Origin of the sequence: Mycobacterium cookii (assembly GCF_010727945.1) — a bacterium.
In the GTDB taxonomy this organism is placed as follows: Bacteria; Actinomycetota; Actinomycetes; order Mycobacteriales; family Mycobacteriaceae; genus Mycobacterium; species Mycobacterium cookii.
This window is the reverse complement of sequence record NZ_AP022569.1, coordinates 1,113,426-1,134,144: the sequence shown is the minus strand read 5'-3', so window position 1 is coordinate 1,134,144 and position 20,719 is coordinate 1,113,426. Positions and strand designations below refer to the sequence as shown.

The window sequence follows — 20,719 nt, the reverse complement described above, 5'->3', positions numbered from 1 at the left end:
GTCACGCAGTCGCGGCGAATGACTTTGCTCCCGGTGCTGCATTCCGGATTCAGCGACGACCGACGCTAGGCGAGGGGTAACCACATGGCTGACCAACTGCAGCATGCAACCGAGGCGTTGCGTAAAGCCCTCGTCCAGGTCGAGCGCCTCAAGACCAAGAACCGCGCTTTGCTGGAACGCTCCGGTGAGCCGATCGCGATCGTCGGTATGTCCTGCCGATTCCCCGGCGGCGTCGAATCGCCGGACGGCCTGTGGGACATGGTCGCGGAGCAGCGCGACGTGATGTCGGAATTTCCGACCGATCGCGGCTGGGACCTGGCCGGGTTGTTCGACGACGACCCTGATGCCCCGCACAAGTGCTACACGCGCTCCGGCGGGTTCGTGGACGGCGTGGCGGATTTCGACGCGGGATTCTTCGGCGTGTCACCAACCGAGGCGCTGGCCACCGACCCACAGCACCGGATGCTGCTGGAGCTGTCGTGGGAGGCGTTGGAGCGGGCCGGGATTGACCCGACGACGCTGCGGGGCAGCGCGACCGGGGTCTTCGCAGGGATCATCGTGCAGGGCTACGGCATGCTCGCCGAGGAGATCGAGGGCTACCGGCTGACCGGCATGACGTCCAGTGTCGCCACCGGCCGGGTGGCATATGTGCTCGGGTTGGAAGGCCCGGCGGTGTCGGTGGACACCGCGTGCTCGTCGTCACTGGTGGCCCTGCACATGGCGGTGCAGTCGTTGCGGTCGGGGGAGTGCGACCTCGCGCTGGCCGGTGGCGCGACCGTCAACGCCACCCCGACGGTGTTCGTCGAATTCAGCCGGCACCGTGGCCTGTCCCCGGACGGCCGGTGCAAACCCTTCTCCGGTGCGGCCGACGGCGTCGGCTGGTCCGAAGGCGGCGGAATGCTTGTGGTGGAACGGCTTTCGGACGCCCAGCGGCTGGGCCACCAGGTGCTCGCGGTGGTGCGCGGCACGGCGGTCAACCAGGACGGCGCCTCGAACGGGCTGACCGCGCCCAACGGCCCGTCCCAGCAGCGCGTGGTGCGCTCGGCGCTGGCCAATGCCGGACTGAGCGCCGCCGACGTGGACGTCGTGGAGGGCCACGGCACCGGCACCACGCTCGGCGATCCGATTGAGGCTCAGGCGTTGTTGGCCACCTACGGTCAGGACCGGCAGCAGCCGCTCTGGCTCGGTTCGATCAAGTCGAACATGGGTCACACCCAAGCCGCCGCCGGGGTTGCCGGCGTGATCAAGATGGTGCAGGCGATGCACCACGACCTGCTGCCCGCCTCGTTGCACGTGGATGTGCCCAGCCCCCATGTGGATTGGTCGGCAGGGTCGGTGTCGTTGTTGACCGAGGCGCAGGAGTGGCCGGCCGGCGGCCGGGCACGTCGGGCGGCGGTGTCGTCGTTCGGGATCAGCGGCACCAACGCACACGTGATCATCGAGGAGTCGGCCCCGGTCGAGCGGGCCGAGCGCACGACCCCGGGAACCTCGGTGGTGCCGTGGGTGCTATCGGCCAAGAGCGCGGCGGCGCTGCAAGGTCAGGCGGCCCGGTTGGCCGAATTCGTCGATGCGCGAGAGCAATTGGATATCGCCGATGTGGGCTGGTCGCTGGCGGGGCGATCGACGTTCGAGCATCGTGCCGTGTTGCTCGGTGGCGACCGCGCGCAGTTGACCGCGGGTCTCGCGGAGCTGATCAACGCGACGCCGGGTGCCTCGGTGATCACCGGTCACGCCACCCCGGCCGGCAAGACCGTCTTCGTGTTCCCGGGCCAGGGCTCGCAGTGGCTCGGCATGGGTGTCGAATTACTGGACACAGCGCCGGTTTTCGCCGAGCAGATGAGCGCCTGCGCGGAGGCGTTCGCGGAGTTCGTCGATTGGTCGCTGATCGATGTGCTGCGCGGGGCACCCCGCGCGCCGGGCCTGGACCGGGTCGACGTGGTCCAGCCCGCGCTGTTCGCGGTGATGGTGTCGCTCGCCGAGCTGTGGCGCTCGGTTGGTGTGCGACCGGACGCCGTCATCGGGCATTCCCAAGGCGAGATCGCCGCCGCCTACGTGGCCGGTGCGTTGTCGCTGCGCGACGCCGCGCGGGTGGTGACGCTGCGCAGCCAGATGCTGCTGGCGCTGTCCGGTCACGGCGGTATGGCGTCGCTGGCGTGCGGACCCGATCACGCGCGAGAGCTGTTGGCGCCGTACGGCGATCGGGTCAGCATCGCCGCGATCAACGGGCGGTCGGCGGTCGTGCTCTCCGGCGACGTGGCTGCGCTCGACGAGATCGTCGCGCACTGCACCGGGCGCGAGATGCGCGCACGCCGCATCGATGTCGACTATGCGTCGCATTCGGCTGCCGTCGAGGCGATCCGCGACCAACTCGCCGCTGCGCTGTCCGGCATCGAGCCGACGTCGACCCGCACCGTCTTCATCTCCACGGTCACCGGCGGGATCCTGGACACCGCCGGCCTGGATGCCGACTACTGGTTCCGCAACATCCGCCAGACCGTCGAGTTCGCTTCTGCCGTGTGCACCGCGACAGAACGCGGCTACCGGACATTCATCGAAGCCAGCCCGCATCCGGCGCTGATCGCCGGCATCGAGGACACCGTCGGGGACGGTGCGGTCGTCGTTCCGACGCTTGGCCGCGAGGACGGCGGACTGCATCGGTTCTTCGCTTCGGCCGCACAGGCTTTCGTGTCCGGCGTCAAGGTGGACTGGCGGGCTGCGCTGCCGGGCGCCGGCTTCGTCGAACTGCCGACCTATGCCTTTGACCGACGGCGCTTCTGGCTGTCCGGCGACGGCGCCGCGGTCGACGCCGCCGGCCTGGGACTGGGAGCCAGCGAGCACGCGTTGTTGGGTGCGGTGGTGGAGTTGCCCGACTCCGGCGGGGTGGTGCTGACGGGCCGGCTGTCGGCGGCCACACAGGGTTGGCTGGCCGATCACGCCGTCGACGGGTTGATCGTCTTCCCGGGCGCGGGTTTCGTCGAGTTGGCGATTCGGGCAGGCGACGAGGTCGGCTGCTCGGTGGTGGACGAATTGACCTTGCAGGCGCCGCTGCTGCTGCCGGCCTCCGGATCGGTCTCGGTGGAAGTGATCGTGAGCGCGGCCGGCGAATCCGGTCAGCGCAGTATGTCGGTGTTCTCCAGGGCGACAGCAGATTCCGCGTGGACGTGCCACGCGACCGGCGCGTTGTCGTCCGGGACGGTGGAGCCGGTCGCGGATCTGTCGGTGTGGCCCCCCGAGGGCGCGAGCGCTGTCGACCTGTCCGACGGCTACCAGCGACTGGCGGCGCGCGGCTACCAGTACGGCCCGGCGTTCCAGGGGCTGACGGCGCTCTGGCGTCGCGGCGACGAGTTCTTCGCCGAAGTGACTCTGCCCCAAGCAGCCGGCGGCGTCACCGGATTTGGCGTGCACCCGGTACTGCTGGACGCGGCGCTGCACGCCGCGGCGATCACGCACCTCGGCGCTAGTGGCGCCGAAATAACACTGCCGTTCTCGTGGCAGGGCGTGTCGCTGCACGCCGCCGGCGCGTCGTCGGTGCGCGCACGGGTTGCGCCGTCGGGCCCGTCGGCGGTCTCGGTGGAACTGGCCGACGGGCTGGGTTTGCCGGTGCTGTCGGTGGCATCGATGATCGCTCGTCCGGTCTCCCAGCAGCAGTTGATGGCGGCGGTGTCCGGTGCAAGCGGGGATCGGCTTTTCGAGCTGGATTGGTCACCCACCTCGGCAGCGTCCCACGCCGAGCCGCCGGCCTACGAGCTCTTCGATTCCGTTGCGGCCGGCCAGGACCCGGTCACCGCGACTTACGAACGCGTGCACGCCGCGCTGGCCGCGCTGCAGTCCTGGTTGGCCGAACACGCATCGGGCGTGCTGGTGGTGGCGACCCGAGGTGCGGTCGGGTTGACGGGGGAGGACGTCACCGATCTGGCCGGCGCCGCGGTCTGGGGTTTGGTGCGCTCGGCGCAGACCGAGCATCCGGGCCGGATCGTCTTGGTGGATTCCGATGCGCCGCTGAACGATTCGGCGGTCATAAACGCGTTGTCGGTCGGCGAGCCGCAGGTCGTGATGCGCGGCGAGACGATCTACACCGCGCGGGTGCACGGCAGCCGGGCAGTCGACGCGATCCTGGTACCGCCGGTCGACGGGCCGTGGCGGTTGGGGCTGTCCGCCGCGGGCACCTTCGAGAACCTGCAACTCGAACCGGTGCCGAACGCCGACGCGCCGCTGGAACCCGGTCAGGTTCGGGTGGACATGCGGGCCATCTCCACCAACTTCCGCGACATCATGATCAGTCTGGGCATGTTCACCCACGACGCGCTGATCGGCGGCGAAGGTGCCGGCGTCGTCGTCGAGGTCGGGCCTGGCGTCACCGAATTCGCCGTCGGGGACGACGTGTACGGGTTCTTCCCGGACGGCAGTGGCACCCTGGTCGCCGGGGACACCCGGCTGTTGCTTCCGATGCCCTCGGACTGGTCCTACGCCGAGGCCGCCGCGATCTCCGCGGTGTTCACCACCGCCTACTACGCGTTCGTGCACCTGGCCGACGTCAAGCCGGGCCAGCGGTTGCTGTTGCACGCCGGCACCGGTGGCGTGGGTATGGCCGCCGCGCAGCTGGCCCGGCACTTCGGACTGGAAGTCTTTGCCACCGCCAGCCGCGGCAAGTGGGACACGTTGCGGGCCATGGGTTTCGACGACGACCACATCGGCGACTCCCGCACGCTGGAGTTCGAAGACAAATTCCGGGCCGTCGTCGGCGACCGCGGCTTCGACGTGGTGTTGGACTCGCTGGCCGGTGAATTCGTCGACGCCTCACTGCGTCTGGTCGCTCCCGGTGGGGTGTTCCTCGAGATGGGCAAGACCGACATCCGTGACCCCGGTGTGATCGCTCAGGAATACCCCGGTGTGCGCTACCGCGCCTTCGATCTGTTCGAGCCCGGCCGCAACCGCATGCACCAGTACATGCTGGAACTCGCCGAGCTTTTCGACGCCGGGGTGCTGCGCCCGCTGCCGGTCACCACCTTCGACGTTCGACGGGCGCAAGTCGCGCTGCGGTATCTGAGCCAGGCGCGTCACACCGGCAAGGTCGTGTTGACGATGCCGGACGCCTGGACATCGGGCACCGTGTTGATCACCGGCGGCACCGGGATGGCGGGTTCTGCACTGGCCCGCCACGTCGTCACCCAGCACGGCGCGCGAAACCTGTTGCTGCTGAGCCGCCGTGGACCGGATGCACCCGGAGCAGCTGATCTGGTGGCCGAGTTGTCCGACGCCGGGGCGCAGGTGCAGATCGTGGCGTGCGACGCGGCCGACCGGCCGGCGCTGGCCAAGGTGATTTCCGATATCCCCGTGCAGCATCCGCTCAGCGCGGTCATTCACGCTGCGGGCGTGTTGGACGACGCGGTGCTGACGTCGTTGACGCCGGAACGGGTGGACGCGGTACTGCGGGCCAAGGTCGACGCGGCGTGGAATCTGCATGAGCTGACCGGCGATCTACCGCTTTCGGCGTTCGTGATGTTCTCGTCGATGGCGGGTCTGGTGGGTTCGTCGGGCCAGGCGAACTACGCCGCGGCCAACACCTTCCTGGACGGGCTGGCCATGCATCGGCGGGCGCACAAGCTGCCGGCGATCTCGCTGGGCTGGGGCCTGTGGGATCAAGCCAGCGATATGACCGGCGGCCTCGACGACGCGGGCCGGGCCCGATTGGCGCGCACCGGCGTCAAAGCGCTGTCGTCTGCCGACGCGCTGCAACTATTCGACACCGCGATGGTGGTCGACGAGCCGATCCTGCTGCCCGCCCACATCGACACCGCCGCGCTGCGGGCCAACGCTGCCGTGGTACCGCCGATGTTCATCGACCTGATCACCGCGCCGACCCGGCGCCGAGTCGACGATTCGCTGGCTGCGAGCAAGTCCAAATCAGCTCTGGCACAACGTATCCATGGGCTTCCCGAAGCCGAGCAGCATGCCGTATTGCTGGATCTGGTCCGTTCGCACATCGCCACCGTGCTGGGCACTACCACTGCCGAAGCCATCGACCCGGACAAGGCGTTCCAGGAACTGGGCTTCGACTCGCTGACCGCCGTCGAGATGCGCAACCGGCTCAAGGCCGCCACCGGGCTGGCGCTGTCGCCGACGCTGATCTTCGACTACCCGACGCCGAGTCGGCTGGCGTCCTACTTCCGCACCGAACTGTCCGGTGTGCCACAGGCAGTCAAGAGGGTGCCCGCGGTGCGGGTCAGCGGGGACGATCCGATCGCGATCGTCGGCATGTCCTGCCGGTACCCGGGCGGGGTGAACTCGCCGGAAGACCTGTGGGACATGGTCATTCAGGGCCGTGACGTGATCAGCGAATTCCCCGCCGACCGCGGCTGGGACCTGGCCAATCTGTACAACCCCGACCCCGACGTCGCGGAGACCTGCTACACCCGCGTCGGCGGATTCGTCGAAGACGTCGGCGACTTCGACCCGGCATTCTTCGGCATCGGCCCGTCCGAGGCGCTGGCGATGGACCCCCAACAGCGGATGTTCCTCGAGTTGACGTGGGAAGCGTTGGAGCGGGCCGGGATTGACCCGACGACGCTGCGGGGCAGCGCCACCGGTGTTTTCGCCGGCCTGATGACGCAGGGCTACGGCATGTTCTCGGCCAAGCCGGTGGAAGGCTTCCGGCTGACCGGTCAGCTGTCCAGCGTCGCGTCGGGCCGGGTGTCCTACGTGCTCGGGCTCGAAGGCCCTGCGGTGTCGGTGGATACCGCCTGCTCGACGTCGCTGGTGACGTTGCACATGGCAGCGCAGTCGTTGCGGTCGGGGGAGTCCGATCTGGCGCTGGCCGGTGGTGTCACGATCAACGCCACGCCGGACATCTTCGTGGAATTCAGTCGCTGGCGCGGACTCTCGACCGATGGACGCTGCAAGGCCTTCGCCGGCGCCGCCGACGGCACCGGGTTCTCCGAGGGCGGCGGCATGCTGGTGTTGGAGCGGCTCTCCGACGCTCAGCGCAACGGTCACCCCGTGCTGGCCGTGGTGAGCGGTTCGGCGATCAACCAGGACGGTGCGTCCAACGGTCTGACCGCCCCCAACGGCCCGTCGCAGCAGCGGGTGGTGCGGTCGGCACTCGCCAGCGCCGGGCTCAGCGGAGCAGACGTCGACGTGGTCGAGGGCCACGGCACCGGCACCACGCTCGGCGATCCGATCGAAGCCCAAGCGATCCTGGCGACCTACGGGCAGGATCGACCGACCCCGCTGTGGCTGGGGTCGATCAAATCGAACATGGGCCACACCCAGGCCGCGGCCGGCGTTGCGGGCGTGATGAAGATGATCCTGGCGATGCGCCACGAGGTGTTGCCCGCGACGCTGCACGTCGATCAGCCCAGTCCGCACGTGGATTGGTCGATGGGGTCGGTGCAACTGCTCACCGAACCGCAGCCATGGAAGGCCGACGGCCGGGTCCGTCGGGCGGGCGTGTCGTCGTTCGGGATCAGCGGCACGAACGCGCACGTGATCATTGAGGCACCCCCCGCCCTGGAGAGCGCCGAGCCGAGCGTGCACACGCCGGTCGCGCCGCCGCCGGTCGTCCCGTGGGTGCTGTCGGCGAAGTCGGCGACCGCGCTGGCGGCTCAAGCGTCGCGCTTGACCGAATTCGTCAGCGCCCGTGACGAATTGGCCGCCGAAGACGTGGGCTGGTCGCTGGCCGGACGGACCGCCTTCGAGCACCGGGCGGTGCTGCTCGGCGCCGACCGTGACCAATTGCTCGCCGGTCTCAGCGATGTGGCCGGTGGCGACCTAGGCGCCGTCACCGGGCAGGTCAAAGCGGGCAAGACCGTGTTCGTGTTCCCCGGCCAGGGCTCCCAATGGCTCGGCATGGGTATGGGGCTGCACGCCGCCTATCCGGTCTTCGCCGAAGCCTTCAACGCCGCGGTCGCCGAGTTGGATCGTCACCTGCTGCGGCCGTTACGCGAAGTGATCTGGGGCCACGACGAAAACCTTTTGAACACCACCGAATTCGCTCAGCCGGCGTTGTTCGCCGTCGAGGTCGGGCTCTACCGGCTGCTGGAATCGTGGGGCGTGCGGCCCGATTTCGTGATGGGACATTCGGTCGGCGAGTTGACCGCGGCGCACGTCGCCGGCGCGCTGTCGCTGGAGAACGCCGCGCTGCTGGTCGTCGCGCGCGGTCGCTTTATGCAGGCTCTGCCTTCCGGTGGCGCCATGGTCGCCATGCAGGCCACCGAGGACGAAGTGCGCCCGCTGCTGACCGACAACGTCGGCATCGCGGCGGTGAACGGGCCGTCATCGGTGGTGGTGTCCGGTGCCGAAGCGCGGGTCGCCGCGATCGCCGACCAGCTGCGTGGACAGGGCCGGCGGGTGCACCGGCTCGCGGTGTCGCACGCGTTCCATTCCCCGCTGATGGAGCCGATGATCGGCGAATTCAAAGCTGCTGCACGCGAACTCACGGTCAACCCGGTCAACATTCCGGTCATCTCGAACGTGACCGGCGAACTGGCGGGCGACGACTTCGCGTCGGCGGACTATTGGACGCAGCACATTCGGGCGGCAGTTCGGTTCGCCGACAGCGTCCACTACGCGAATGCGGCCGGCGCCAGCCGGTTCCTGGAAGTGGGGCCCGGTGGCGGGCTGACCTCGTCCATCGAGGAATCACTGGCCGACGCGGACATCGCGTCGGTGCCGCTGCTGCGCAAGGACCGTCCCGAACCGAACAGCCTGACGGCCGGAGTGGCCCAGGCGTTCGTGGCCGGTGTCGGCGTCGACTGGCGGGCGATGCTGCCCGGCGCCGGCTTTATCGAGCTGCCGACGTATGCCTTTGAGCGACGCCGGTTCTGGCTGTCCGCCGACGGCGGCGCGCTGGATGCCGAGGGCCTCGGCCTGGAAGCCAGTGAGCACGCGCTGCTGGGCGCGGTGGTGGAGTTGCCGGCCTCGGGTGGAGTGGTGTTGACCGGCCGGCTGTCCGCGGGGACCCAGGGCTGGCTCAACGATCACGCGGTCGGCGGCGTGGTGGTGTTCCCGGGCGCGGGCTTCGTGGAACTGGCCATCCGCGCCGCAGACGAGGTCGGCTGCACGGTGGTCGACGAGCTGATGCTGGCCGCGCCGCTGGTGATTCCGGCGACCGGCTCGGTGTCGGTGCAAGTGGTCGTCGGCGGCGCCGACGAATCGGGCAGCCGTGCGGTGTCGGTGTTCTCCCGCCGCGACGCCCACTCGGGCTGGACGCTGCACGCCGAAGGCGTCGTCCGCCCGGGTGCCGCCGACCCCGGCACCGGCCTGTCCGCCTGGCCGCCGGCGGGTGCGACACCGGTGGACATCGACGGGCTGTACGACCGACTGGCTGCGCGCGGCTACGGCTACGGCCCGGCGTTCCAGGGTTTGACCGCGATGTGGCGCCGCGGCGAGGAGGTGTTCGCCGAGGTGTCGCTGCCGGGCGACGCCGGGGTGTCACCAGCCGGATTCGGTGTGCACCCCGCGGTGCTGGACGCCGCGCTGCACGCGGTGATCGTGGCGACCGAGGCCGACAAGGACGCCGGAGGCGGTGTGCTGGTGCCGTTCTCATGGCAGGGCGTGTCACTGCATGCGGCGGGCGCGTCGTCGGTGCGGGCGCGGATCGCGCCGTCCGGACCCTCGTCGGTCTCGGTGGAGTTGGCCGATGCGCTGGGTCTGCCGGTGCTGTCCGTGGCGTCGATGGTGGCGCGTCCGGTGACACAGCAGCAGCTGATGGCCGCCGTCTCGGGGTCGGGACCCGACCGGATCTTCGAGGTGGTCTGGTCGCCCGCGACAGCCGCGTCGCACGGCGAGATGCCGGCCTACGACGTGTTCGAATCGCAACCGGCAGAAGGCGATCCGTTGGCGGAGACGTACCGCCGCACCCACGACGCCCTGGCGGCGCTGCAGTCCTGGCTCGCCGAGCACGACTCCGGAATCCTGGTGGTGTCGACCCGCGGTGCGGTCGCCTTGCCGGGGGAGGACGTCACCGATCTGGCCGGCGCCGCGGTCTGGGGCCTGGTGCGTTCGGCACAGACCGAGCATCCCGGCCGGATCGTGCTGGCGGATTCCGATGCGCCGCTGAGTGATTCGACGGTCAGCTCGGTCCTGGCTGCCGGTGAGCCGCAGGTGCTGGTGCGCGGCGACACCGTGTACATCGGCCGGGTGCATGGCAGCCGCGCCGTCGACTCCCTACTGGCGCTGCCGAGCGATCAGCCGTGGCGGCTGGGCATGTCCAGCAAGGGCACCTTCGAGAACCTGATCGTCGAACCGATCCCGGACGCCGACGCGCCGCTGGAGCACGGACAGGTTCGCATCGCGGTGCGCACCATGGCGGCCAATTTCCGCGACGTGATGATCGCGCTGGGTCTCTACCCTGACGAAGACGCCGCCATGGGTGTGGAGGCGTCCGGCATCGTGGTCGAAACCGCCTCCGACGACGGTCGATTCGCCGTCGGTGACCGGGTCACCGGGCTGTTCCCGGAAGGCACCGGCAGCCTGGCGGTCACCGACGCGCGCCTGCTGATGGAGATCCCGGCCGGATGGTCGTACCAGGAAGCCGCGACGGCGCCGGTGGTGTTCGCGACGGCGTACTACGCGCTGACGGCGTTGGCGGATCTCAAACCCGGCCAGCGGGTGCTGGTGCATGCCGGTGCCGGCGGCGTGGGGATGGCCGCGATCCAGTTGGCGCGACACTTCGGCGCCGAGGTGTTCGCCACCGCCAGCCGCGGCAAGTGGGACACATTGCGGTCCATGGGCGTTGACGACGACCACATCGGCGACTCCCGCACCCTGGATTTCGAGGAGAAGTTCCGGGCGGCGAACGGTGGTCGCGGCGTGGACGTGGTGCTGGACTCGCTGGCCGGCGAATTCGTCGACGCTTCACTGCGTCTGGTCGCTCCCGGCGGGGTGCTCCTGGAGATGGGTAAGACCGACATCCGGGAACCGGACGCGATCGCCCGCGAGTACCCGGGTGTGCGCTACCGCGCCTTCGACCTTTTCGAGGCGGGCGCCGACCACATCGAGGGGATGCTCACCGATTTGGCGCGGTTGTTTGACGATGGCACGTTGCGTGCGTTGCCGGTGACGGCGTTCGACGTGCGCCGGGCCGGTGCGGCGCTGCGCTATCTGAGCCAGGCTCGTCACACCGGCAAGGTCGTGTTGACGATGCCCGACACCTGGGCATCGGGCACCGTCGTCATCACCGGAGGCACCGGGATGGCCGGTTCGGCGCTGGCCCGCCACGTGGTGGCCAATCATGGCGTCCGCAATCTGGTGTTGATCGGTCGGCGTGGTGCCGACGCGCCGGGTGCCGCGGAACTCTCGGCCGAACTGCGGGCTTGCGGGGCGGCGGTGTCGGTGGTGGCCTGTGATGCCGCCGACCGCCCGGCACTGGCCAAGGTGTTGGCCGACATCCCGGCGCAATACCCGCTGTCGGCGGTCATTCACACCGCCGGCGTGCTCGACGACGCGGTGGTGACGTCGTTGACGCCCGAGCGGGTCGATGCGGTGTTGCGGGCCAAGGTCGATGCGGCGTGGAATCTCCATGAGCTGACCCGTGATACGCCGCTTTCGGCGTTCGTGATGTTCTCGTCGATGGCGGGTCTGGTGGGTTCGTCGGGTCAGGCGAACTACGCCGCCGCCAACAGCTTTCTGGACGGCCTCGCGGTGCATCGACGGACCCAGGGTCTGCCGGCGATCTCGCTGGGCTGGGGATTGTGGGACCAGGCCAGCAGCATGACCGGCGCGCTGGAAGCGGTCGACTTCGCCCGCTTCGCCCGCGACGGCATCGTGGCGATGTCGTCGAACGAGGCACTGCAACTGCTCGACACCGCAATGGTGATCGACCAGCCGTTCCTGCTGCCGGCGCGGATCGACACGATCGCGCTGCGCGCCAAGTTCGACGGTGGAACCCTGCCGCCGATGTTCGTCGACCTGATCAACGCCCCCGCGCGGCGTCAGGTCGACGATTCGCTGGCCGCCGCGCAGTCGAAGTTCGCACTGTTGCAACGCCTCGACGGTCTCGCCGAGGACGAGCAGCAGGCGGTGCTGCTGGATCTGGTGCGCTCCCACATCGCGACGGTGCTGGGCAACAGCACCCCGGAGTCCATCGACCCGGACAAGGCGTTCCAGGAGTTGGGCTTCGACTCGTTGACCGCCGTCGAAATGCGCAACCGCCTCAAAGCCGCGACCGGCTTGCCGCTGTCCCCGACGCTGATCTTCGACTACCCGAACGCCGCCGCGTTGGCCGGATACTTCCGCCAGGAGCTCGTCGGTGCATCGGCCGAGGCGACGCCGCAGGCCGCGCCCGGCGAAGCGGAGATACAACGGGTGCTGGCATCGATTCCGGTCAAACGCCTTCGGCAGGCCGGCGTGCTGGACCTGCTGCTCAGCCTGGCGAACGAGGCCGCCGGCGACGGCGAGCAGGTCAGGGAAAAAGACATCGCCGCAATGGATCTCGACGATCTGGTCAACGCCGCGTTCCTCGACGACGACGACTAACCGATGAGGATCGTGGTCACCGGCGCCAGCGGAGTCATCGGCCGCGGCGTGGTCCTTCGACTGCTCAGCCAGGGTCACGACGTCGTCGGGCTGTCCCGTCACCGCCTGGAAAGCTGGCCGAGCGCAGCGAGCTTCGTGCAAGGCGATGTCCGCGATGCCGCGGTGGTACGCCAAGTCGTCTCCGGCGCCCACGTCGTGGTGCACTGCGCGTGGGCGGTCGACCCGGCCGCTGATGACCCGGACAGTCGCGAGATCAATGTCGGCGGGACAGCCAATGTCCTGGACGCGATGGCCCGTCACGGCACCCGCCGCATCGTTTTGGCGTCCTCGGCTCATGTCTACGGAATCGAGCGCGGCGAACCACTGGCCGAAGACAGTCATCTGCAACCCGTTTCGGCTCACGGCCTGGACAAGGCCCGCGTCGAGGAGATGGTTGCCGTCTGCGGTGTGCAATGGGTGGCGATCCGCTCGGCCGCAGTGCTCGGCCGGGGTGTGGACAACTGGGTGCGACGGGTGTTGTCGTCGCCGCTGCTGCCCGTCGATCCGGCGGCGCGCGGGATACAGGTGGTGCACAGTGACGACGCGCACCGCGTCTTCGCCCGCGCAGCCGTCGACCCGGGCATCGACAGCGGACCGGTGAACCTGGCCGCGCCGGGCGAGATCACGCTCCACGAGATCGCCGACGCGTTGGGACGGCCGACCGTGCGGTCGCGCAAGCTGGCCACGCTGATCTCGTCGCCGGAGTTGAACCTGCTACTGAGTGCGCCCGCTATGAACACCGCACTGCTGCACCACAAATGGAACTTCTCACCGGCCTGGACGGCACCGGAGTGTGCCCAGGACAGCGCACTCGCGGTGCGGGGGCGGATCAGCATCGGCACCTGGTCGGCCTCGCTGCCGTGGCGACTCACCCACGTCCAGGACATCCCGGCCGTCGACACGCCCGCCGCCGACGGCGTTGCCCCGGTGCCGGCCGGTCCGCAGAACGGGACCGGCGAATTCGACACCCCGATCGACCCGCGCTTTCCGACGTTCCTGGCCACCAACCTGTCCGAGGCGCTGCCCGGCCCGTTTTCGCCGTCGTCGGCGTCGGTCACCGTCAAAGGACTTCGCGCGGGCGGAGCTATCATCGCCAGGCGGCTCCGGCCCGGCGGGCTGATCCAGCGCGAGATGGCCACTCGTACCGTCGGAGTGTTCGCCCACCGGTTGTACGGGGCTATCACCACCGCGCATTTCATGGCCGAGGTGGTGCCATTCGTCAAGCCTGAGACGGTGATTCGGCAGAGCGGCTATTTCGGGGAGAGCGTGGCGGCGGTGCCGATTCACGGTGAGCAGCAGCCGCCGCGCGCGCCCGGCGGGCCGCTGCGGACGATTCGCAACCTCGGCGTGTTCGCCGCCAACCTGGTCGGCCTGACCACCGGCGCCGCCCAGGACACGCGTGACTTCGTCGACGACATCGAGCGCCTGGAAGCGCAAGTGCCGCAGGATCTTTCACAGCTCACCGACGAGCGTCTACAAAGCATGATCTTGCTGGCCCGCGACCATGTGATCGACGGGTGGGTGCTGGCGATGGGCTCGTTCATGTCTTTCGCGGCACTCAGCGTGATCCTGCGTGGGCTGAACGGCCGCGACATCGTGCTGCCGGTGGGTCAGGAGCTGGCCAGCGCGCAACCGCTGAGCGCGGTCTATCGGCTGGCCCGCGCCGCGCAACGCGACCCGAATGTGGTCCGCATTCTGGCCGCTCGCGGCGACCACCTCGACGAGCTCGCCGCCCATGCCCCGGAATTCCATGCGGCCGTCCTCGCCGAGCTGACCGTGATCGGCCATCGCGGTCCCGCGGAGGTGGAGATGCGGTCGTCGAGCTACGCCGACGACCCCGAGCTGCTGATCCGCATGGTGGCCAAATCGCTTGACACTCCGATCCGCCCGGAGACATCGCCACCGTCGATCCCGCTGCGCGCGCGGCCGGTGGCGCTGCTTGCCGCCCGCCAACTCCGCGACCGCGAAGTCCGGCGCGACCGGATGGTCCGTGCGATCTGGTTGCTGCGCAACCTCCTTCGTGAGCTTGGCCGCAGGCTGGCGAACTCCGGGGTGCTCGGGGACGCCGACGACGTGTTCTATCTGCTGGTCGACGAACTCGACGCACTGCCCGCCGACCCGGCCGCGCTGGTCGCGCGCCGGCGTGCCGAACAGATCCGGCTGGCCGGCGTCGTCCCGCCCCCGGTTTTCAGCGGCGATTGGCGCGCAGTCCCAGTCGCGGCGACGGCGCTGAACCCCGGGCAGTCGATGTCCGGGGTCGGCGTGTGCGGCGGACGAGTCCGCGGGCGGGTGCGGATCGTCCGGCCGGACACCATCGACGACCTGCAGGCCGGGGAGATCCTGGTAGCAGAGGTCACCGATGTCGGCTACACCGCCGCGTTCTCCTACGCGGGGGCGGTGGTGACCGAACTGGGTGGGCCGATGTCGCACGCCGCGGTGGTGGCCCGCGAATTCGGCGTCCCGTGCGTGGTCGACGTGCACGACGCGACCAGACGGCTGCCGCCCGGGGCGCTGGTCGAGGTCGACGGCACCGGCGGGACGATCCGGGTCCTCGAACTTGACCTGCCGAGCGACACGACTTTCGATACCGTCGAGTGATGCACGAACACACGGTCCGCGTGACCACGGCCGCCGGCACCGTCGAAGGCTTCACCCGCGACGGCGTGCACCGCTGGCGGTCCATTCCCTACGCCCAGGCACCGGTCGGTTCCCTGCGGTTCCGCGCGCCGCGACCGGCCCAGCCGTGGCCCGGAGTGCGGTATTGCCACGGCTTCACCAAATGCGCACCCCAGGAGCGTCGTTACACGGTCATGGGCGTCGGCAAGTACCAGCCGATGGGCGAGGACTGTCTCACCCTCAACGTCGTCAGCCCGCAGATGCCGGAATCCGATTCGCTGCCTGTCATGGTCTTCGTGCATGGCGGCGGATACATCATGGGCAGCTCGGCGACGCCGATCTACGACGGGGTGGCCCTGGCCCGCCGCGGGTGTGTCTATGTCTCGGTGAACTACCGGCTGGGCGCGCTGGGCTGCCTGGATCTGTCGTCGCTGTCGACCGACGACGTCCACATCGACAGCAACCTATTCCTGCGCGATCTGGTGCTGGCCCTGCGCTGGGTCAAGGAGAACATTGCCGCGTTCGGCGGTGACCCGGACAGCGTGACAGTGTTCGGCGAGAGCGCAGGCGCGCATGCCGTGGCCGCGCTGCTCGCCGCTCCGGACGCCGAAGGCCTTTTCGCCCAGGCGATTTCAGAGAGCCCGGCCAGCGGGATGACCCGCTCGAGTGAGGTCGCCGCGGAGTTCGCCATGCGATACATCGCAGCGCTGGGTGCGCGCCGACAAGACGCCACCCACGCGCTGATGAAAGCGTCTCCCGCGGAGTTGCTGGCCGCGCAGAACCGCCTGATAGAAGACGGCGTACGAGACATGCTGGGCGCCTTCCCCATCGGCCCCGTCTTCGGCGACGACTATCTGCCACTGGATCCCGTCGTGGCGATGCGGGAGGGCAAAGCCCACCGGGTTCCGCTGATCGTGGGTACCAACGCCGAGGAGGGTAAGTTGTTCACCCGCTTCCTGCAGTTGCTGCCGACCACCGAGCCGATGATCGAAGCGCTGCTCGCCGAAGTGGATCCGGCTGCGCGGGAACGCATTACCCGTGCCTACCCGGACTATCCGGACCGGTCCGCCTGCATCAGGCTCGGCGGGGATTTCGCGTTCAGCTCCGCGGCGTGGGAGATCGCCGAAGCCCACGGTCGCCACGCACCCGCACACCTGTACCGCTACGACTACGCACCCCGCGTGCTGCGCTGGTCCGGGCTGGGCGCGACGCACGCCACCGAACTGCTCGCGGTCTTCGGTGTCTACCGCACCAAATTCGGGGCGCTGCTGACCGCTCCCGCTGACCGGCGATCCGCGCTGCGGGTGACCAACGAAGTGCAAAGGCGCTGGCGGTCATTCAGCCACACCGGTAACCCCGGCGACGACTGGCCGGCCTACACCGATACCGACCGCGCGGTCATGGTCTTCGACAGCAAATCACGCCTCGAATTCGATCCGCACCCCGAGCGGCGGCGGGCGTGGGAGGGGTTTTCCCTGGCGCGATGACGGCCGATGTGGTTTCGTGAGCAGCCATGACATCGCACCTCGACAACGTCGTCGAACGGCCGGCCGACCTCACCGCCCAGTGGCTGACGGCAGCCGTCGGCGCGGGAACCATCTCCGCATTCTCCGTCGAGCGCATCGGCACGGGTCAGATGAGCGAGTGCTACCGCATTGCGCTGACCTACGCCGACGGGGAGCCTGGCGACGGCCGACCGGACTCGGTGGTGCTCAAGGTCGCGGCCACCGATCCGATGAGCCGCCAGACCGGTATGACGCTGGGTCTCTACGAGCGCGAGGTGTGCTTCTACCGCGATATCGCGCCGAGGCTGCACGGACCGGTCGCGCCGTGCTACCACGCCGCGTTCGACGCGTCATCCGGAATCTTCGATGTGTTGCTCGGTGACGCCAACCCAGCCGTCGTCGGCGACGAAATACGCGGCGCGACAACGGAACAGGCTCAACTGGCCGTCACCGAGCTGGCCCGTCTGCAGGGCCCGCTGCTCGGTGACAGCACGCTGGCCGAGGCGCCGTGGCTGAACCGTGACACTCCGGTCAATCAGGCGCTGATCGCCGCGCTCTACGCCGGCTTCGTCGACCGCTACGGCGACCGGATCGCCCCGCAGTACCGCATGGTGTGCGAACAACTGGTCGGCGCGTTCGATGGATACCTCGCCGATGAGGCGACCGGCGGCCGGATCCATGGACTCGTGCACGGCGACTACCGGTTGGACAACATGCTGTTCGGCGCCGACGGGGCCGACCGCCCGCTGACGGTGGTCGATTGGCAGACGGTCACCTGGGGCCCGGCGATGACCGATCTGGCCTACTTCGTCGGCTGCGCGTTGCCGGTCGCGGACCGCCGCGAACACTATGACGCGCTGCTCGGTGACTACCACCGCGCTCTGGGGCCCAGCGCACCGGTCAGCCTCGCCGAGGTCCGCGAGGGCGTGCGCCGACAGAGCTTCTTCGGCGTGATGATGGCCATCGTGTCGTCGATGCTGGTGGAACGCACCGACCGTGGCGACGACATGTTCATGACGATGCTGCAGCGGCACTGCGAGCACGTGCTTGACACCGACGCGCTGGCGATCCTGCCCGCGCCGATCGCCGTCGCGCCGCTGTGCCCGTCGCCTGACGACGAGGCGGCTCACACCGCCACCGACGAGCCGCTCTGGAATGAAAGCTGGTATGCCGACTTCGCCGATGCCGCACAGGGATTCGGTGGCTGGGTGCGACTCGGCCTGATCCCCAACCAGCAGACCGCCTGGTTGCACGCGCTGCTGTGCGGGCCGAACCTCCCCACGGTCGCAGTTGTCGACTTCGAGGTTCCGTTGCCCGCTGATCCGTGGGTCGTGCACACGGCGACAACCGATTTCGCGCACAACGCCGCCGACCCGCTGCGCAGCTACCGGATCACCTTGCGCGGCACCGGTCAGTCGTACGCCGACCCGGCCGCGTTGCTGCGAGCGGAACACGGCACCCCGGCCGAGGTGACGCTGGACCTGGTATGGACTACCGACGGCACGCCCTACCAGTACCGCATCGCGACCCGCTACGAAATACCGTGCACCGTATCGGGTTCCGTGACGATCGACGGTCGGCGCTACACCGTCGACTCGGTGCCCGGCCAACGAGATCACTCGTGGGGAGTCCGCGATTGGTGGAGCATGGACTGGATGTGGAGCGTGCTGCACCTCGACGACGGCAGCCACGTGCACGCCGTCGACATCCGGATACCGGGCGTCCCGCCGGTAGCTGTCGGCTACGTCCAGGATGACGCCGGAACGGTCACCGAGGTGCAAACCATCAGTCGCGAGCAGACTTTCGACGATGACGGGTTGCCGCGAAACGCCAAGCTCGTGGTCGATCCCGGCGGTATCACCGCGACCGTCGACGTGCGCGGGCAAGCGCCGCTGCGGCTGGTGGCCCCGGACGGACGGATCAGCGAGTTCCCACGGGTGTGGGCCGTCGTCAGCACCGCGGATGGACGAACCGGTGTCGGCTGGCTGGAGTGGAACCGCAACCAACCGGGCCGGTAATGCCGAGCACACCGGTCGTCGTGATGGGTGTCTCCGGGTCGGGTAAGTCGACGGTAGGCGCGGCGCTGGCAGATCGCCTGGGGGTGCCGTTCGCCGACGCCGACACGTTTCACCCGCACACCAGCATCGAGAAGATGGCGGCGGGCACTCCGCTCACCGACGCCGATCGCTCACCGTGGCTGGACGCGGTGGGGCAGTGGCTGGCGCGCCACGATCACGGCGGTGTGATGAGCTGCTCGGCGCTGGCCCGTCGATATCGTGACCAGCTGCGATCACATTGTCCGACAATCGAATTCCTGCATCTGACCGGATCGCCGGAGTTGATCGCACGCAGGCAGGCCGGCAGGCCGGGGCATTTCATGCCGTCGTCGCTGGTCCGATCTCAGTTCGACGCGCTGGAACCGCTGGGCGCCGACGAGCGCGGAATGGCAATGGATGTCGGGCAGAGCGTAGCGACCATCGTGGGGACGTTCGCCCGATCGCTCAACGCTTGATCACCTGGGTGCCGCCGGCCAACTCGTCATGCTTGCCCTGCTTGCACGGGCTGGCGTTGATCGTGACGGCGATGACGACGTAGGCGATGAACGCCAGCAGGGGACCGACGTAGGGCACCACCGCGAGCAACGTGAACGAATTACGGATGGCCGATTGCGACGCGGTGGGCCGCGGCAGTCCGCCTGGGCCCAGAACGCTCAAGCCGAGCAGTCGCTTACCCAGACTCGCACCCTGGGTCACCTCGAAGAGCACGAAATAGCCGAACATCAGGACACCGGAGAACAGGCCGGTGACCAACCCCCAGTAGTCGGGAAAGAAGAACAGCGTCAGCACGAACACCACGATGTTCACCAGGATGCCGTCGATGAGCCGGGCGAAGAACCGCGTCGACAGACTGCCGGGGTGGACATACGGTCGCTGCGGTGAGCCGGCCGGTGGAGGGCTGTACCGAGGCGTGTTGGGGTCGAAGTCAGCGGATGTCATGACGTGGCTCCTCGCGGCGGTGGATGTCAATCTACCGCGCCGGATGCCCAGTGTCGTGGTCTTGCTCAGTGCCAGCGGCGGGCTTTGACTTGTCCGCGGTGAGCCAGTTCGCCGCCGTGTTCACGAGCGGTGTCGGCGAGTTCGCTGCCGCGTTCATAGGCCCGTTCACCCAGTTCAGCGCCCCGCTCTCGGGCGATGTCGGCCCATTCGCTGCCGCGCTCGCGAGCGATATCCGCCCATTCGCTGCCACGTTCCAGGGCTTTCTCGCCGATCTCGCTGCCGCGCTCACGCGCGATCTCGGCGAATTCGGCTCCGCGTTCGCGCACCGTGTCGGCCAGTTCGGCGCCACGCTTGCGGGCGCGCTTGCGCGCTTTCTTGACGACGGGTTTGCTTCGCTTGACCGCAGTTTCGGCCAGATCCTCGCCGCGTTTGCGGGCCGCCTCGACCACGGGTGCGCTCCGCTCGGCGGCCGCGCTGGCAAGCTCGCGACTGCGCTCGGCTCCGGCGTGCAGGCCGTGGGCGATTCGCTCGGCCAACTCCGAGTCGAACACCGAGTCGTCGGACCCGGCCAGCGGTAGCGCCGAGGTCACCGCCTCCGAGAGCCGGCCGGCCGCCTGCCTGCCACGCCATCCCAGTGACGGCTTGCCCGCGGTGTCGGCCGCGGCGATGAGCAGCCCACCCAGCAGGCTCAGGTCGGTCAGCAGATCGCGTCGCTTCTGCTTTTTGCGCTCCGGGTCGCTCTCGGTCCAAAACAGATGTCCGCCAAGGCTGCCCGGTATCACCGTGAACGCGAGTGCGGCCGAGGCGATCCGCGGCAGCTTCCCGGTCGCGAGCAACACACCGCCGCCGACCTGGACGGCCGCGTTGATCCGCGCGGCCGTTTCGGGATTCGACGGAATCTTGTCCCCGTAAGCGTCCGGCAGGTTGTTGCGCAGCGCTGCGACCGTCGGCTCCGTCGCTTCGAGGGTCACCGACGGGTTGCGAAGTGTCTCGATACCTTGGCCGATGAAGACTGCGGACAGCAAGGGACGCGCGACTCTGCGAATCAACATGGCAGGTATGTTCCCATGTTCACCCCGGCGCAAACCG

At 68.9% G+C, this 20,719-nt stretch carries 7 protein-coding genes; 5 read left to right on the top strand and 2 right to left on the bottom strand.

Annotated features, from left to right (window positions below; genetic code table 11):
- Positions 1–84: 84 nt before the first annotated feature.
- From G6N27_RS05470 to G6N27_RS05450, 5 genes are read left to right on the top strand one after another with little or no spacing between them, the layout of a single operon-like run.
- The gene (locus tag G6N27_RS05470; protein ID WP_163775430.1) at positions 85–12,474 is read left to right on the top strand and encodes a type I polyketide synthase; all 12,390 of its coding nucleotides are present in this window, start codon (positions 85–87) and stop codon (positions 12,472–12,474) included.
- Between the two features lie 3 nt (positions 12,475–12,477).
- Entirely contained in the window at positions 12,478–15,111 is a 2,634-nt protein-coding gene (locus G6N27_RS05465) for an NAD-dependent epimerase/dehydratase family protein (RefSeq protein WP_163775429.1), read from the top strand.
- The gene (locus tag G6N27_RS05460; RefSeq protein ID WP_163775428.1) at positions 15,111–16,616 is read left to right on the top strand and encodes a carboxylesterase/lipase family protein; all 1,506 of its coding nucleotides are present in this window, start codon (positions 15,111–15,113) and stop codon (positions 16,614–16,616) included. Before G6N27_RS05465 ends, G6N27_RS05460 begins: the two co-directional genes overlap by 1 nt.
- 26 nt (positions 16,617–16,642) lie before the next feature.
- Positions 16,643–18,652: a DUF7064 domain-containing protein gene (locus G6N27_RS05455; protein ID WP_163775427.1), complete on the top strand. Its 2,010-nt coding sequence runs from the start codon at positions 16,643–16,645 to the stop codon at positions 18,650–18,652.
- The gene (locus G6N27_RS05450; protein WP_163775426.1) at positions 18,652–19,146 is read left to right on the top strand and encodes a gluconokinase; all 495 of its coding nucleotides are present in this window, start codon (positions 18,652–18,654) and stop codon (positions 19,144–19,146) included. Before G6N27_RS05455 ends, G6N27_RS05450 begins: the two co-directional genes overlap by 1 nt.
- Here the strand turns inward: G6N27_RS05450 and G6N27_RS05445 are convergent.
- Together G6N27_RS05445 and G6N27_RS05440 are read right to left on the bottom strand one after the other, a co-directional pair.
- Entirely contained in the window at positions 19,136–19,630 is a 495-nt protein-coding gene (locus G6N27_RS05445; protein WP_163775425.1) for an RDD family protein, read from the bottom strand. The two genes, G6N27_RS05450 and G6N27_RS05445, sit on opposite strands and share 11 nt — an antisense overlap.
- Positions 19,631–19,695: 65 nt before the next feature.
- On the bottom strand, positions 19,696–20,682 hold the full coding sequence (locus tag G6N27_RS05440; RefSeq protein ID WP_163775424.1) for a DoxX family membrane protein: 987 nt from the start codon (positions 20,680–20,682) through the stop codon (positions 19,696–19,698).
- Between the last annotated feature and the right edge of the window lie 37 nt (positions 20,683–20,719).